Source organism: Desulfovibrio sp. (assembly GCA_016208105.1).
Classification (GTDB): domain Bacteria; phylum Desulfobacterota; class Desulfovibrionia; order Desulfovibrionales; family Desulfovibrionaceae; genus Fundidesulfovibrio.
Genome location: JACQYS010000022.1, coordinates 245,489 through 260,717, shown reverse-complemented (window position 1 = coordinate 260,717; position 15,229 = coordinate 245,489). Strand labels below are relative to the sequence as shown.

At 61.7% G+C, this 15,229-nt stretch carries 18 protein-coding genes; 14 read left to right on the top strand and 4 right to left on the bottom strand.

The features are described from left to right. Position 1: 1 nt before the first annotated feature. The 6 genes from HY795_13790 (at position 2) to HY795_13765 (ending at position 5,429) form a co-directional block, all read left to right on the top strand. Complete coding sequence (locus tag HY795_13790) at positions 2-751, top strand: MotA/TolQ/ExbB proton channel family protein (GenBank protein ID MBI4806302.1); 750 nt, start codon at positions 2-4, stop codon at positions 749-751. Position 752: 1 nt separating this feature from the next. Further along, on the top strand, positions 753-1,196 hold the full coding sequence (locus HY795_13785) for an ExbD/TolR family protein (GenBank protein ID MBI4806301.1): 444 nt from the start codon (positions 753-755) through the stop codon (positions 1,194-1,196). Between the two features lie 37 nt (positions 1,197-1,233). Further along, on the top strand, positions 1,234-2,325 hold the full coding sequence (tolA, locus tag HY795_13780) for a cell envelope integrity protein TolA (GenBank protein MBI4806300.1): 1,092 nt from the start codon (positions 1,234-1,236) through the stop codon (positions 2,323-2,325). Position 2,326: 1 nt separating this feature from the next. After that, entirely contained in the window at positions 2,327-3,649 is a 1,323-nt protein-coding gene (locus tag HY795_13775; GenBank protein ID MBI4806299.1) for a PD40 domain-containing protein, read from the top strand. Positions 3,650-3,823: 174 nt separating this feature from the next. Continuing rightward, a complete protein-coding gene (gene pal, locus HY795_13770; GenBank protein ID MBI4806298.1) occupies positions 3,824-4,333 on the top strand; it encodes a peptidoglycan-associated lipoprotein Pal in 510 nt (169 codons plus the stop codon). A 121-nt stretch (positions 4,334-4,454) separates the two neighbouring features. Beyond that, positions 4,455-5,429 carry an alpha/beta hydrolase gene (locus tag HY795_13765; protein MBI4806297.1) on the top strand — a complete coding sequence of 325 codons (975 nt, stop codon included), beginning with the start codon at positions 4,455-4,457 and terminating at the stop codon, positions 5,427-5,429. Positions 5,430-5,694: 265 nt separating this feature from the next. On the opposite strand, the gene HY795_13760 is transcribed toward HY795_13765, so the two are convergent. Further along, complete coding sequence (locus HY795_13760; GenBank protein MBI4806296.1) at positions 5,695-6,270, bottom strand: flavodoxin family protein; 576 nt, start codon at positions 6,268-6,270, stop codon at positions 5,695-5,697. A gap of 80 nt (positions 6,271-6,350) precedes the next feature. Beyond that, the gene (locus HY795_13755; GenBank protein MBI4806295.1) at positions 6,351-7,004 is read right to left on the bottom strand and encodes a lactate utilization protein; all 654 of its coding nucleotides are present in this window, start codon (positions 7,002-7,004) and stop codon (positions 6,351-6,353) included. A 168-nt stretch (positions 7,005-7,172) separates the two neighbouring features. Between HY795_13755 and rpmH the strand changes: the two genes are divergently transcribed. The 7 genes from rpmH to HY795_13720 all read left to right on the top strand — a co-directional run bounded on the left by rpmH (position 7,173) and on the right by HY795_13720 (position 11,778). Then, positions 7,173-7,310 (top strand): 50S ribosomal protein L34, encoded by a 138-nt coding sequence (rpmH, locus tag HY795_13750; GenBank protein ID MBI4806294.1) that lies wholly within the window; start codon positions 7,173-7,175, stop codon positions 7,308-7,310. A gap of 20 nt (positions 7,311-7,330) precedes the next feature. Next, the gene (gene rnpA / locus HY795_13745) at positions 7,331-7,675 is read left to right on the top strand and encodes a ribonuclease P protein component (protein ID MBI4806293.1); all 345 of its coding nucleotides are present in this window, start codon (positions 7,331-7,333) and stop codon (positions 7,673-7,675) included. 80 nt (positions 7,676-7,755) lie between these two features. Further along, positions 7,756-8,022 carry a membrane protein insertion efficiency factor YidD gene (gene yidD / locus HY795_13740; GenBank protein ID MBI4806292.1) on the top strand — a complete coding sequence of 89 codons (267 nt, stop codon included), beginning with the start codon at positions 7,756-7,758 and terminating at the stop codon, positions 8,020-8,022. A gap of 10 nt (positions 8,023-8,032) precedes the next feature. Then, entirely contained in the window at positions 8,033-9,664 is a 1,632-nt protein-coding gene (gene yidC, locus HY795_13735; GenBank protein MBI4806291.1) for a membrane protein insertase YidC, read from the top strand. Positions 9,665-9,673: 9 nt separating this feature from the next. Then, a complete protein-coding gene (locus HY795_13730; protein ID MBI4806290.1) occupies positions 9,674-10,678 on the top strand; it encodes a Jag N-terminal domain-containing protein in 1,005 nt (334 codons plus the stop codon). 203 nt (positions 10,679-10,881) lie between these two features. Beyond that, positions 10,882-11,199 (top strand): multidrug efflux SMR transporter, encoded by a 318-nt coding sequence (locus HY795_13725; protein ID MBI4806289.1) that lies wholly within the window; start codon positions 10,882-10,884, stop codon positions 11,197-11,199. Between the two features lie 129 nt (positions 11,200-11,328). Further along, positions 11,329-11,778 carry a FlxA-like family protein gene (locus HY795_13720; protein ID MBI4806288.1) on the top strand — a complete coding sequence of 150 codons (450 nt, stop codon included), beginning with the start codon at positions 11,329-11,331 and terminating at the stop codon, positions 11,776-11,778. Between the two features lie 75 nt (positions 11,779-11,853). On the opposite strand, the gene HY795_13715 is transcribed toward HY795_13720, so the two are convergent. Next, positions 11,854-12,828: an AMIN domain-containing protein gene (locus tag HY795_13715; protein MBI4806287.1), complete on the bottom strand. Its 975-nt coding sequence runs from the start codon at positions 12,826-12,828 to the stop codon at positions 11,854-11,856. 77 nt (positions 12,829-12,905) lie between these two features. After that, complete coding sequence (locus tag HY795_13710) at positions 12,906-13,754, bottom strand: deoxyribonuclease IV (protein MBI4806286.1); 849 nt, start codon at positions 13,752-13,754, stop codon at positions 12,906-12,908. Positions 13,755-13,948: 194 nt separating this feature from the next. On the opposite strand from HY795_13710, the gene HY795_13705 reads away from it, so the two are divergent. Continuing rightward, positions 13,949-15,076 carry a glycosyltransferase family 4 protein gene (locus tag HY795_13705; GenBank protein ID MBI4806285.1) on the top strand — a complete coding sequence of 376 codons (1,128 nt, stop codon included), beginning with the start codon at positions 13,949-13,951 and terminating at the stop codon, positions 15,074-15,076. The last annotated feature ends 153 nt before the right edge of the window (positions 15,077-15,229 follow it).

The window sequence follows — 15,229 nt, the reverse complement described above, 5'->3', positions numbered from 1 at the left end:
GCTGGATACCCTGACGCCTCACGGCGGCATCCTGGAGATGCTTTTCAAGGCCACGCCCACCGTGAAGTTCGTGCTGGCCGTTCTGGTGGTCATGTCCATGGTCAGTTGGAGCATCATCTTCTTAAAGCTCTTCACGCTGAGCACTGCCCGCAAGAACGCCGCCCACGACTCGAAGCTCTTTCAGGAATCCGAGAACCTGAAGATGGCCATGCGGGCGGTGAGCCAGAACAAGAACTCCCCCTGCTACGCCGTGGGTCTGCAAGCCTTCGAGGAACTCATGCGCATGGAGGAGGCCGACCTGGACCCGGCAGAGAAGTCCCGGGTGGCCATGGACAACATCCGCCGCACCCTGCGCCAGGCGGTAGCCTCGGAACTGGGCATGCTCACCAAGTCGCTCTCGTTTCTGGCCACCTGCGCCAACGCCACCCCGTTCATCGGCCTGTTCGGCACGGTGTGGGGCATCATGAATTCCTTCCATTCCATCGGCCTGCAACAGTCAGCCGCCCTGGCAGCCGTTGCCCCGGGCATTTCCGAGGCCCTGGTGGCCACCGCCATCGGCCTTGGCGTGGCCATCCCCGCCACCCTGGGCTACAACTTCTTCCTGGGCTACATCCGCCACATAGAACGCGAACTCATCGGTTTTTCCGGAGCCTTCCTGAACCGCATCCAGCGCGAGGTGAGCTGGTCCCACAAGCAGCCCGCCCGCCCGGAACCGGGCAAGCCGGCTTCCCGCGTCCGGGAGGATTACTAGCATGGGCATGTCCACCGGCGGCGGAGACGGCTTTCTCTCCGAGATAAACGTCACGCCCTTCGTGGACGTCATGCTGGTGCTGCTCATCATCTTCATGGTCACGGCGCCCATGATGACCCAGGGCCTCGAGGTGGACCTGCCCCAGACCAAGACCGTCACCAGCCTGCCGCAGGATTCCGAGAACATGGTGCTGACCATTAAAAAAGACGGCTCCCTGCACCTGGACAAGTACCAGGTCGGCATCGACGAGCTCCCCTCCTACGTGAAGACCCACGTGGTGGACCAGAAGAAGATGCTCTTTTTGCGCGCCGACCGCGAGGTGGCCTACGGCATCGTGGTGCAGGTGATGGGAGTCCTCAAGGGCGCCGGCGTGGACAAGCTGGGCGTGGTGGCCGAGCCCGAGCCGGTAAAAGACGACAAGTCCCAGGGACGCGCCAAGAAATGACCGGCGACAGTTTGACCGGAGTCGTCCGCTAAACGCCATGCGCTATTTAAGCTGGCTCTTTTCCCTCTTTTTGCACCTGACCCTGGTGCTGGGCGGCATTCTGCTGTCCAACCTCGAGTCGCGCCGGATCCGCCTCGACGTGCCCGTGTACGAGGTCGAGCTGGTTGACCTGCGCATGCCCGGCCCGAACACCAAACCAGACGCGGCGCCCGGCTGGGAAGGACCAGGCCAGCCTGGTCAACAGAACATTCCGGAGCCTCCAGGCCCCAAGCCCGACCAGATCCCTGGCCCACAGGAAGCAAAGAAGGTTCCCGAACCGCCCAAGCCGGACCCGGCGGCCGAAGCAGCCAAAAAAGCGGCCGAGGAAGCGGCCAAGAAAGCCGCTGCCGACGAAGCCCAGAAGAAGGCCGTGGCCGAGGAAGCCGCCAAGAAGGCCGCCGCGGACAAGGCGGCTGCTGAAAAAGCCGCTGCCGACGCCGCCCGCATTGCGGCGGAAAAGGCGGCGCGGGAGAAGGCTGAAGCGGAAAAGGCGGCGAAGGACAAAGCCGCCAAGGACGCCGCGGACAAGGCAGCCAAGGAAAAAGCGGACAAGGAAGCTGCTGAAAAAGCGGCCAAGGACAAGGCCGCGAAAGAGGCTGCGGACAAGGCAGCCAAGGAAAAAGCAGCCAAGGATGCCGCCGACCGAGCCGCCAAGGAGCGCCAGGACGTGCTCAGCCAGGCTTTGAAGGACGCCAAGAAGTCGAGCCAGGGCAGCTCCAGCAGCTCCAACGCCGTTTCCCAGGAACTGGCCAAGCTGCGCCAGCAGGCCGGCCAGGGCGGCGGTGGCGGCGGAGGTGGCGGCGGCGGAGCCGGGGCCTCTGAGGCCGTGTACGGCGCCATCGTGGAAAAGCTCATCAAGCAGAACTGGCGCTTCCCGCAGTTCGCCAACTTGAAGCTCGTGTGCGTGGTTGAATTGCAAATCACGCGCGAAGGGCGTATCCAATCAACCCGTCTCGTACAGTCGTCGGGCCGGTCCGACTTCGACAACTCAGCGCTTCGGGCGGTGCAGGAGACGGAAAATCTGCCGCAGCCGCCGTCGCCTAGTCTTAGCCGGCTGGAATTGACCTTCAACTCACAGGAAAAACGCTAGTATGACGGTACTCCGCAGCGTCCTCTTCTGCGCGCTCGCCGCGCTCTGCTCCATGGCTCTGTCCGAAAACGCCACGGCCCAGGACACCCTGGCCCTGGAAATCCAGGGGCCTGGCCAGGCCAGGATGAACATCGTCCAATCCAAGCCTTTCGCTGACGGCAACATGCCCGCCGACGCGCAATATCTGAACGAGCTCATCCGCAAAAACCTGGCCTTCATGCCCTTCTTGAAGGTCATGAGCGACACCGACATCCTTGGCGGGGCCACACTGCCTGGCCCCAAGGCCGAGCAGATAGATTTCAAGCCCTTTTCCCTGGCCAAGGTCGACCTCTTGGTCACTTCCGTCTGGAAGCCGGGCAAGGGGCTTGGCGACGTGGAACTCCGGGCCTTCGAGGTCTATTCCCAGAAGCTTCTCTTGGGCAAAGTCTATTCGGGCGTTACCCGCGACCAGCTTCCCGAAGTGGCTGACCGCTTCTGCATGGAACTCATGGCCCTGCTCACAGGCCAGGGCACGATCTTCAAGGCCAAGCTGGCCTTCGTGAAGCCCTCCGGCAAGGGCAAGGACATCTGGACGGTGGGGGCCATGGGCCGCGACATGGCCCAGGTGACGCGCTACGGGGACCTGGGCATGGCCATATCGCCCGCCTGGTCCTGGGACGGCGGCCGCATCTGCTTCACCCTCATCGGGTCCACCTCGCACTACCTGGGCATCTCCAGCGGTGGCAAGGCCAGCGTCTACACCCTGCCCTCCTCAACGGTGATCAGCCCGCACTTCATGCCTAGCGGAACGGTCGCGGTGGCTTTAAGCATCCGCCAGAACACGGACATCTACACCCTGGACAGTTCGTTCAAGAACATCGCCTCCCCGCTGGTGACGGATTCGTCCATCGACGTGTCCCCCACCTTCGACCAGTCCGGCAATCTGATGGCCTTTGTCTCGGACCGCCTGGGCAACCCCAACGTGTTCATCAAGGACTTGTCGTCGGGCAGCGTGCGCCGCGCGTCCAAATCCGGCTACAACACCAATCCCTCCATGAGCCCGGACGGCAAGTACGTCGCCTATTCCAAGCAGGCCGGCGGAGGCCACCGCATCTTCGTGTATGAACTGGCCACGGACACGGAAAAGCAGGTCAGCTTCGGAGGCGGTTCGGACGAAAACCCGAGCTTCGCTCCGGACAGCTACTTCATCGCTTTTTCGTCCAGCCGCGCTGGAGGCAGAAAGTTGTACCTGACCACGCGCAATGGAGACGGCGCTGTTCAGATTCCCACTGGAGATGGAGAGGCTCTGATGCCGGCCTTCAGCCCCGTGGCAGCCAAGGACTGATGCAGTCCGTATTACGGTTGTGAAATGTCTCATTCAAACGCAAAACCCGCATTGCATGAGACTTGCCTTTTTTATTCAAGCGAGTATGAATTTCGGCCGTCAGCGGAATGTATTTTAACCGCATGATGTAACGCGGTAATGGGTGGCCGCGTCATGTACCGCAAGAGGAGGAAAATTATGAAGAGCAGACTTTTGTTGGCCGTTATGGCGCTTCTGTGCCTCTCCCTGATGAGCTTCGGCTGCGCCAGCAAGAAAGTGGCTGGCCCTGACAAGGACAACTGGGAAGAGCAGGAGCGCGAACGCCTGGCCCGTGAGCGCGAGCTGCGCGAAAAGCTCGGACGCGTCGCCGGTGAGCTGGGCACCATGATCTTCTTCGATCTGGACCGCTACGACCTTAAGCCCGAAGCCCGTCAGGTCCTGACCCGCAAGGCTGAGATCATGAAGCAGTACCCCGAGATCAAGCTGGTCGTCGAAGGCAACTGCGACGAACGCGGCACTGCCGAATACAACCTGGCCCTTGGCGAGCGCCGCGCCCGCGCCGCCGCCGACTACCTGGTGAACCTGGGCGTGCCCTCCGCCAAGCTCTCCATCGTGAGCTACGGAAAGGAACGCCCCCTCGATCCCGGTCACAACGAGGCCGCCTGGTCCAAGAACCGTCGCGACGAGTTCAAGCCCAGCTACTAAGACCGGATCTGCCTGATCTTGATAGGCCGCGGGTTATCCCGCGGCCTTTTTCATTTGCAGCAACACTCCCGCATCTGCGTGCAATTTGACAAGCGTGTCCGGTTCTGACAGCCCCTTGCCCATGACAACTCTTTCCACTTCCCTCGATGATCTCGGAATCGAAGCCGACACCCTGCAATGGCTCAAGGCCAGGGCGGCCGCCGACCTTCCGCCCATTTACGAAGTCCCGCTGAAACAGGCCCGAACCGGCCTGGAAATGGCGCAGGCCCAGGTGCAGGAGAAACCGCGCGCGCTGTCCGACGACATCGAAATCCCCATGGAGCCGGACAAGAAAGTGAGCGTCCGCCTGCTCAGGCCGTCAGGCGTGCCTGGCAAACGCCCCATCGTTGTCTACATGCACGGCGGCGGTTGGGTGCTCGGCAGCCCGGACACCCACGACAGGCTTGCCAGGGAAATAACCGCCGCGTCCGGCGCTGCGGTGGTCATGGTTCGCTACTCGCGTTCACCCGAGGCCCGCTATCCCACAGCTCTCGAGGAAGCCTACGCCGTAACCGCCTGGCTGGCTGAAAACGGCGAGGTGCTGGGTCTTAACAGCTCGCGTCTGGCCGTAGCCGGAGACAGCTCCGGCGCCGCCCTGGCCGCCGGAGTGGCCATCCTGGCCAAGCGCAGAAACGGCCCGGCCATCAGGCATCAGACGCTCATCTATCCGGTTACGGACGGGTCCTGCTCATTGCCGTCCTACTCCCAGTTCGAAAACGGCCCGAACCTCACGCGCAAGGCCATGCAGTGGTACTGGGACCAGTACGCCCCTTCTCCCGAAGAAAAGGCCAACGACACCGCTTCTGTGTTGAACGCCTCGGTGGAGGATCTCACGGGCCTGCCGCCCGCCCTGGTGATCACGGCGGAATTCGACGTGCTGCGTGACGAGGGCGAGGCCTTTGCCAGGAAGCTCATCCAGGCAGGGGTGGAGGTGACGGCGACCAGGTATCTGGGAACCATCCACGGGTTCGCGGTCAACAACGCCCTGGCCAAGACGCCCGCGGCGCGCGCGGTTGTGGTCCAGGTGGGCGCGGCCTTGAAAGCGGCGCTGGCTTAGATTGGTTCTTATTTTAAGGGTAAGAAGCCTCCGGCGGCCAGAGGGTTGACTCGGGCCATCCTGGCCCTCACCCTACGGGCGCTGCAAGCAGCGTCCAATTCCGCTATCCTGCGGAATTATCAGCCCTCTGGACTCCCAAATAGCATCGCGCCCTCCGCAGGCAAGCCGGCGGAGAGCGTGATGCATAATTGCGGGGTCTGGGGGGATCATCCCCCCAGCGGGTCCAGGGCGGAGCCCTGGCCGGGGTTCGGGGGCTGGCCCCCGATTATCCGTCTATCTTCTTCATGAGCCAGGCCATGTTCCGTCCCAGGTCGGCCATGGTCTTAAGGCCTTCCTGGTCGCCCTCCACCTGCCCGATGTCGCGTCCGAAACCCATGTTCCAGTAGCTTGATCCTGGCACTATCATCTGGCCGATGAAAAAAAACGAGTTGAGCGAATTGAAGGTCTGCATGCCTCCGCCCCGGCGCATGGTGACCACGCCGGCTCCCACCTTGCGCGCGAACATGTCCTCGCAGGCCCTGGCCACCATGCCGGCGCGCTCGATCACGGCGCGCAGCCCGGCGGTGACGTCCGCGAAATAGGTGGGGGAGGCAAGGATGATTCCATCGGCGTCGAGCATCATCTCGATGTAGTCATTCATGCGGTCATTTTTCACGGCGCAGCGCTTGTCCTTGCGCTTGAAGCATTCGTAGCAGGCTATGCAGCCGGAAAGCTTCACGCCGTGCAGCTGCTCCATGTGGGTGGAGATGCCTTCCTTTTCAAGCTCCGCGAACACGGCGCGCACCATGATGGCCGTGTTGCCGTCCTTGCGGGCGCTGCCGTTTATTGCCAGGACTTTCATACGCTCGGCTCCTTGGAGAAGACTTCATCCCCAGGCCGGCGTGCGAGTGGGCCTAGGGATGATGCTGCCTAGCCCGTTGGCTAGAATCCCAGGTCCTCGTTTATGAGAACCACTGTGGTGCGCTCCTTGGGAGCGGACTTCAAGGTGATCGTCCAGGTGTTGCAGATGCGGTCCGGAGAAGGGCAATCCTCGCAGCGGTGGGTGGCTGTGCAGGGGGTCTTCTTGCTCAGGCGCGCCGCATTCACCGGCGCGGCCACGTCGCGAACGCGTTCCATGGCCGAGTAGTCGTCCGCGCACAGTTTGTTGCGCCCGGCCAGGACGATGACTTTCTTGGGGCCGAACGTCAGGGCGGCCACCCGGTTTCCGGTGCCGTCCAGGTTCACCAGGGTGCCCTGCTCGGTGACGGCGTTGGTGCTGGTGAGGAAAAGATCGCACAGGAGCGCCTGGCGGCGGAGTTCGATCATTTCCGCCGGAGGCAGGGAATAGTTGTAGGTGTCAAAAAGTTTAAGACCGGGATTGTTCTTCACGGCCTCATAGATCCCGGTGTCAACCAGGGTCATGGAGCCGCCGAAAGCCACGGATTCGGGTTTCAGCGCGGGGATGAGGTTTTCCAGGACGAGTTTCTTGGCGTCCTGGGCCGTATCCACCACGTGGGCCAGGAAGTTGTTTTTGCGAAGGGCCTTGGCGGTTTCTTCGAGCCGGGCCTTGTAGAATTCCGTCAGTTTGGGATGCATGCTGAGTCCTTGTTGACAGAAGGTTAAGCGGGTTTTACGACACGTCATTCTTTAACGCCGGGGCTCATTCAAGTCCAGACCAAGGGTTTTGCCGCTTCCCCTTGACGGAGTCCCGTCTTCTGGCTATGAAGCCGAGTTCCATTTTTCACTTCGACATGGAGACCATGCATGAGCAAGAGAACATACCAGCCCTCGAACACAAGGCGCAAACGCACCCACGGTTTTCTGGTGCGCTCCCGTACCAAGAACGGCAGGGCGATCATTCGCCGCCGCCGCGCCAAGGGCCGCAAACGCCTGGGCGTCTAGGTTTTCCCCGTGCCTTTCGCCTGGTCAAGCGCCCGCAATTTCTTGCATGTTACGAGCGGGGACGGCGACACCACACCAAGGGCTTCATCCTTTTCGTGCTAGACCAGCCCGCCCCGGCTTCACATTGGAGGTTGGGGCTGGCTGTAAGCCGGAAGACCGGAAACGCTGTTGTTCGCAACCGGGTGAAAAGGCTCTTGAGGGAATTCTTCCGGCTCCACGGCCCCGTGATCCCAGGCGGGATCGATATTGTGGCGGTTCCGAAAAAACACCTTGATGCTGCAGGCCTGACGCTCGACACGCTCACAAGAGACCTCGAGCCCATCCTCGCGAAACTGAAGGCCAGCCAGGAACCAACTTCCGCCTGAGCGATCCTTTGTAAAAGGGGTTTGCCGGTCGGGTCCGCATGGACCCACAATCCAGGCCGCGAGGTCTGGTTCGGGATACTATGCAAAGGCTTTTACTCGCCATTATCGCCTTCTACCGGTATTGCCTGTCTCCGCTTTTCCCGGGGCACTGCCGGTTCACCCCATCCTGCTCGGAGTACGCGCGCGAAGCCGTTCTCCGCTTCGGCCCACTGCGCGGCGCATTCCTCGCCGTCTGGCGGCTTCTGCGTTGCCAGCCCCTTTGCAAGCCCGGCTACGACCCCGTTCCCCTAACCCTGAGCTGGCCCGCGATCATTCCGCGACGCCGCGCGCGGCTCGCCGCGAAATAGGACGTTTCCAATGGATAACAACAAGCGCGTTTTGCTCGCCATCGTCTTGTGCCTGGGCATCCTCATCGGATGGCAATATTTCTTCCCCCAAAACGCCTTGATTCAGAAGGCTCCGCCCCAGCAACAACAGCAGCAGGGCCAACAGCAGGGCCAGCAGCCTGACGCCATCAGCGCGGCCAAGCCGTCCGCCAAGCCCGACGCTACCATGGCCGCAGCCGAGCCCCTGGCCGGAGCGCCCATCACCATTACCACGCCCCTGTACAAGGCCACGCTCCTCAATTCCGGCGGCGTGCTGCAGCACTTCACCCTGAGCAAGTACAAGCTTTCCCTGGCTCCCGACTCCCCCAACATGGACCTGGTTTCCAGCAAGGCCGCCATCAAGGCGCCCATGGGGCTCATCGTGGACGGCAAGGCCTCCTGGCGCGACGCCCAGTGGACCACCACCGCCAAGGACACCACCATCGAGCCGGGCAAATCCGCCACCTTGACCTTCACAGGCACCCAGGGCGGGCTCACCATCAAGCGCGAACTCACCTTCCACGCCGACAAATACGAGATCGACGAGGCCGTCACTCTGGTAGCCCAGGCCCCTCAGGTTTCCCGGGTGGCCTTCACCTTGGCAGCGGGCAGCCTCACCGGCGGAGAGGACAACTACAACCCCACCCGCGCAGCGTACTTCGACAAGGGGCTGGAAGAGATCACCAGCCTGGACAAGTTGAAAGACGGAAAGGTGATCGACGCCGGGGGCAAGTGGGCCGCCGTGGAGAGCAACTATTTCATCTCCGCCATCATCCCGGCCGGGGCTGCGGCGTTAAAGCTCCAGCACGCCGACGACATCACCCGCCTGGCCGCCGAAAAGGACAACATTTCCCTGGCTGCCGGACAGCCTGTGAAAATCGAGAACAGCTACTACCTGGGCCCCAAGGAGCGCGTCACCCTGGCTGACGCGCCCGGCAACCTGAAGGCCGCCCTGGACTACGGCTGGTTCCACATACTGGCCGAAGCCTGCCTGTGGCTTTTGCACTTCCTCTACGGCTACGTGCACAACTACGGCGTGGCCATCATCCTCCTTACCGTGTTCATCAAGCTTCTGTTCTGGCCGCTTTCCCACAAAAGCTACCAATCCATGGAGAAGATGCGCAAGCTTCAGCCCATGATGGCCGCCATACGCGAGAAGCACGGTGAGGACCGCACCAAGATGAACGAAGAGCTCATGCAGCTCTACAAGACCTACAAGGTCAATCCGGCTGGCGGGTGTTTACCCATCCTGGTGCAGATTCCCGTATTCTTTGGCCTGTACCAGGCCCTGCTCAACTCCATCGAGCTCCGCCACGCTGCGTTCATCGCCACGGTGCCCTTCACCAACCTTCCCTGGCTGGCCGACCTGGCCTCCAAGGACCCCTACTACGTGACGCCGCTCATCATGGGCGCCACCATGTTCATCCAGCAGAAGATGTCTCCCCCCCCGGGCGATCCCACCCAGGCCAAAATCATGTTGTTCATGCCGGTGATCTTCACCTTCATGTTCCTGAATTTCCCCTCGGGGCTGGTGATCTACTGGCTGGTGAACAACGTGCTCTCCATCGCCCAGCAGGGGATGCTCATGAAGGGAAGCGCGGCCCCGGCGCCAAAGAAAGCCTAAGGAGCATCCATGAGCGAGTTCAACACATTCACCGGCAAGACCGTTGATGACGCCATCACCGAGGCCTGCCGGTTCTTCGCCACTGAACGCGACAAACTGGAAGTGGAAATAATTACCGGCGGCTCCACCGGCATCTTCGGTTTGATGGGCAAGAAAAAAGCCCAGATCAGGGCCCGGCGGCGTTTGGACCCTGCGGTGGTCGCCCTGATCGAGGAAGACGAGCGTAAAGAAAAGGCAGCTGCCGCGGCCTGCGCCGCTCCCGCCGCTGGAAGCACGCCCCAGGAGGAACCACGGGAAGCAGCCGCGCCAAACGGCCAACAGCCCCAGGAACGCGGCCAGAGAAGCCGCCCTCCCCGCAGGGACAAGCCCCAGAACCACCGAGAGCCCAGGGAACCCAGGCCCGAGCGCCCGAGGCGCGAGCACCCCGCCCAGGCCAAGGCCGAGCAAAGGCCCCAGAACGGCTCCGACCACCGGATGGACGCCCTGGACGACGACCTGCCCGAGGGCCAGGACCAGTCCCCGGCTTCGGCCGAGCTGATCGCGCTGACCACCGAGATCATGAACCGCCTGCTCGTGCCCATCCTCGAGCAGGAGCCCAAGATGGAGATCGACGGAACGGCCAGCCGGGTGAACGTGCTCATCCAGGACGAAGAGCATTCGGGACTTCTGATCGGACGCGAAGGCCAGACCCTGGCGGCGCTTCAGTACCTGGCCAACCGCATCGTGGCCAGGCGCTGGAAAACTCCGGTCCGCGTCCAGATAAACACCGGCGAATACCGCGAAAAACAAGACGACAACCTGCGCAAGATGGCCCTCTACCTGGCTGACAAGGCCAAGAATCTGGGCCGTCCCCAGAGCACCAAACCGCTCAGCTCCTACCACCGCAGGGTGATCCACATGGCGCTGCAGAACGACGAGACCATCCAGACCCGCAGCAAGGGCGACGGGCCGATGAAGAGGGTCATCATCGTTCCCAAGCGTGCCAAGGTCGAAGCGGCGGCACAGGCTCAGTAGGAGCCACGCCCGTGCCTGGATGACGTAAAGCCTTTGATGATTTTTTTACAGCATAGGCCGGAGTCTTTCCGGCCTTTTGCTTTGGTGAATTCGCAGCCCGTCGTTTTTCAATCTGATTGGCCCGCCTCGGCGACCGGGACGACCCGGCTTACCCGCTTCCGGCTTTCACAGGGGACGACCCCAAATAACCAAGGAGCGCACTCATGGAATGGGCCGTGCTTATTCTTGCCGCACTCTTCGAGATTGTTTGGGCAGTCGGGCTCAAGTCAACCGGGGGCTTCACCAGGCTTTGGCCCACCATTATCGTGGTGGTCAGCATGATTGCCAGCATGGGACTGTTGGGGATCGCCGCGAAACACCTTCCCATCGGCACGGCCTATGCGGTGTGGACCGGAATCGGCACCCTCGGGACAGTTTTGGTGGGCATGATCGCATACGGCGAATCGGCCGCCCTGCCCCGGCTGGCCTGCATCGCCCTCATCGTAGCGGGAGTGGCCGGGCTGCGGTTGTTCCCGGATTAACCCTCTTAAGCCTTGCCCAGCCGTAAAGCATCCATTTCACTCCTCTGTGCCTGAGTCGCCCCGGAACAGTCCTTGCTTTCTCACCCGAGCGGGAATTTTTTTCCGGGACACGCTTTCCAGGAGTGCACCATGGATTCTTCAATCGCGGCGTTGAGCGGCTACCAGGCCGTGCAGGCGGTGACCAAGACTGACCAGGCGGGCACCACTGCCTCGGCCAGCCAGGCCAGTTCCTCCACAGCAGCCTCAAGCGACACGGTCACATTGTCGGCGGCCGCCAAGGAACTCTCCAAGATACTGGGCAAGAACACCGGAACGGCCAGCGAGTCGGAATCCGAAGACAGCGACCCCGTGACCAAGCTCAAGAAGCAGATCGAGGAACTGGAGAAAAAGATTGCCGAGGTGGAGCAGAGCAGCCTTCCGGACAATACCAAGCAGGCCGTGGTGAAGGGTTTGCAGACCCAGCTGGCCGCCTTGACCCAGCAACTCGCGCAGCTGACGGCCCAGTCGTCCTCGGCAAGCGGGTCGGCAGGCGGCTCCTCGCTTGCCGGGACTGGTAAATCCTCAGCCGGCAAGGTTTAGACAAGTTACCACAAGGGCATGGCCAAGCCGCCATGCCCTGAAACAATTGCGCCGCACCGAAGCGCTCGTAAAGCGCTATTGGGGTTTCTTGCTCTTGGGCACGCGGACCACCACGCCCTTGTCCGTCTTCTCCACCACCGGTTCGGAAAACCCGGAGGACTCCTTGTCGCGGTAATCCACGACCAGCCGCAGCTTGTCCGGGTGCGATCCGATCCGTATTCGCTCCATGATCGGGCCGCCCACCGCGATCACTCCTGGAACGCCCGGCTGCCAGACGCCCCAGATGTCCACGGCAAGACGGGCGGGGTCCTTGGCGTAAAAGGAAGTCACCCGTTCAACGGGACCATCCGTGGTTATGGTCAGCACGAACTCGCCCGGGTTGTCCTGAGCGGTGACGTCCACTACCTTGCCGCCCTTGGCGGGCACGGCCTTGTCCGTCTGCTTGTCCGTAGCTTCCGAAACAGTTTTTTCCTGAGCTCCGGTTTTTTTCTTCTCAGGCTTGGCCTGCTTGGTTTCTTTGGCCTCGGTTCCCGCCGTACCAGGTTGGCCAGCCCCGGCCCCGGTTTTCCCCGCTTTATCCATTCCCCCGGTCTTGTCCGTTCCTGGGTCAGACACTCCAGCCAACGCTGGGTGGTCCTTTTGCTTCGCTTCCGCAGCGGCTGAAGCCGGCTTCGCTTCATCCTTCTCCGAGGCGCGCTCCTTTGGCAAATCGCCATCCGAGGACGCCGGCGCAGCTGCGGGCGCGGCGGCAACCACCTGGGAATCGGCCGGAGCCGGCATCGGCTCCTGGGGCGCGGCAATCTTCTCCTCTGGCCTGGAAACGGATTCCGGTTTCTCTCCGGACACGGGAGCTGGAGCCTGCTCCTCCTGTTTGCCGGCAGACTGTTCTGATTGAGCGTCCTGCTTGCCGCCTTGCTGGGAAGTTACCTGCTGAGGTCCTGGACTGATAAACGGCGAGCGAACAGAAAGCATGTTGAGCGAAAACCCCAAAGCCACAGCCACAACGACCAGGACCACCTTCAAAATAAAAACCTTGTTCTTATCAGTCATGTCGCGCGTGCCCCCGGTCTGGGATGTAAAACAATAAATGGCAGTTCCAGAGGAAGTCAGCCTAATCCACGTTCCCCTCAACCCGCAAGCTGTCTCAGAACTTCAAGATTCTCCATGTCCTCCTTGAGGTCCTTCTCCTTGTGGGTTTCAAGGACCATGGGCAATTTGGCCAATACCGGATGATTCAGAATATTGCTGAATCCCTCCAGCCCGATGGCTCCCTTGCCGATGTGCTCGTGCCGGTCCAGCCGGGAGCCCAAGTCGCCCTTGGAGTCGTTGACGTGCACAAGCTTCAGCCGTCCGGTATCGAGTTGAGAAAGCGCCGCGTCGAGCCCGGCCCGGGTTCTCACATCGTACCCGGCGGCAAAGGCGTGGCATGTGTCCAGGCACAGGCCGAGGCGATGGCTGTTCTTGGAAAGGGCCAGTATCGCGGCCAAGTCTCCGAAGTCGGAGCCAAGGCCGGAGCCCTGTCCGGCCGTGTTCTCCAAAAGAACCAAGGGACCGTCTCCTCCGCTCGATCCGAACGCTTCATCCAGGGTGCGTGCCGCCCTCTCCAGGGCCTCTTCGGTTGAAGATTCCAGACGAGCTCCGGGATGAAGCACCACCCAGGGGATGTTCAGTTCCCGGCAGCGCTCGAGCTCCCCGGCCAGGGCGGCGGCGGAGCGTTGCCTGAGATCTTCGCTGGGAGAAGCGGGATTGAGGAGATAGGAGGCGTGGCTGGCAACGGGATACTCCCCCCACCGCTTCCAGGCCTCGGCAAAAGCCAGGGATTCGTTGGAGCCGACCGGCGCCGCATTCCATTGGCGTTGATTGCGCGTAAAAATCTGCAGGGCCGTGCCGCCGACCTTCGCAATGCGCTCAAAGGCCGTGTGCAGACCGCCCGCAACGGATTCGTGAGCGCCAAAAAGGCGATTTGCGTCGCTCATTATGGGATTCCTGGTTCAAAAGTGTGTTGAGGTGAATCGTTTGGAATGCTACCTGTACCCTCCCCGGACGAAACTTCGTTCGGACACCTTCCCTACTATCCACTATGACAAAAGCTGCATACGTAACCCTCTGGTATCCTAAGCCTTCAGAAACATTCGTCGTTGGGGAAGTCGCGGCCCTGCGCGCCCTCGGCATGCCCGTCAAGGTATACACCCTATACGGCAAGCTTTCCAAGCACATCGGCGCGGACATGGAGGCCAAATGTTCCCCGGTTGAGCGTTTGGGAACCCGAAGCATTGCCCAATGTCTTTGCGCCGTCCGTTGGTGGTGGAAAAACCATCCCGAGCTTTTCATAAAGACCTCGAAAACGGTTCTCGGACGTTTCTGGCGCGATCTGGAGCAGACCGGCGAAAATTCCTGGGCGTTTCTGGCCGGGTGCCTGCTCGCTCGAAAATTCCTGGAAGAAGGCATCACCCATATCCACGCGGGATGGGCGAACGGACCGGCCACGGCCGCATGGACCGCTTCGCTCCTTACCAATATCCCCTTCAGCTTCACCGGCCGGGCAGGAGACATCTACCCCCCGGACGGCGCTCTTGAGGAAAAGATCGCCGCGGCGGACTTCGTGCGCACCGACGCCGCCTTCAATCTCGAATACGTGCGCCAGTTCACCTGGGAGAAAAAAGACCGGGTCATTCTCGTGCGCAACATGCTCTCCTGGGACATACCTGAACCGGCCGAAGTGCCCATGAGGCCACCATACCGCCTGCTGGCCATCGCCCGCTTCGTGAAGACCAAGGGACTGGACGTGCTTCTGGACGCCTGCGCGATTCTCAAAAAGCGCGGCGTGGATTTCCGTGTCACCCTGGCCGGATCGGGAAGAATTGAGAGCGCCCTGCGCGCCCAGGCCAAGCGGCTTGGCATTGAGGACAAGGTGGACTTCCCCGGGTTCATTCTCCACAAGGACGTGCCGGAACTCATCCGCAGGCACGACATCTTCGTGATGCCAAGCCGCATAGGCTCCACAGGCGACCGGGACGGCCTGCCCACCGTGATCATGGAAGCCCTGGTCAGCCGCGTGCCCGTCATCGCGACCGACGTGGGGGGCATCAAGGAAGTCGTCACCGACGGCGAGACCGGCTACCTCATCCAGCAGAAGAATTGCGAAGCCCTGGCCGACGCCATCGTCAAGCTGGCCGAAGACCGTGAGAATGCCGTACGCATGGCCGAAAACGGCAAGCTCCGAGTGCTTGATTTCTACAATACCGACCGCAATTCACGGACGTTCTACAAGCTCATTTCCGGAACCGACCCAACTTAAGACCGGGGCTCCACCCCGAACCCCGCCAGGGGGATGATCCCCCTGGACCCTCTATATGCTTTGCGCCCGCCACCGGTATGCCGGTGGCGGGCGCAAAGCTATTTGGGATTCCAAAGGGCCACTGGCCCTTTGGCCGCCGGAGGCCTTCCTCCC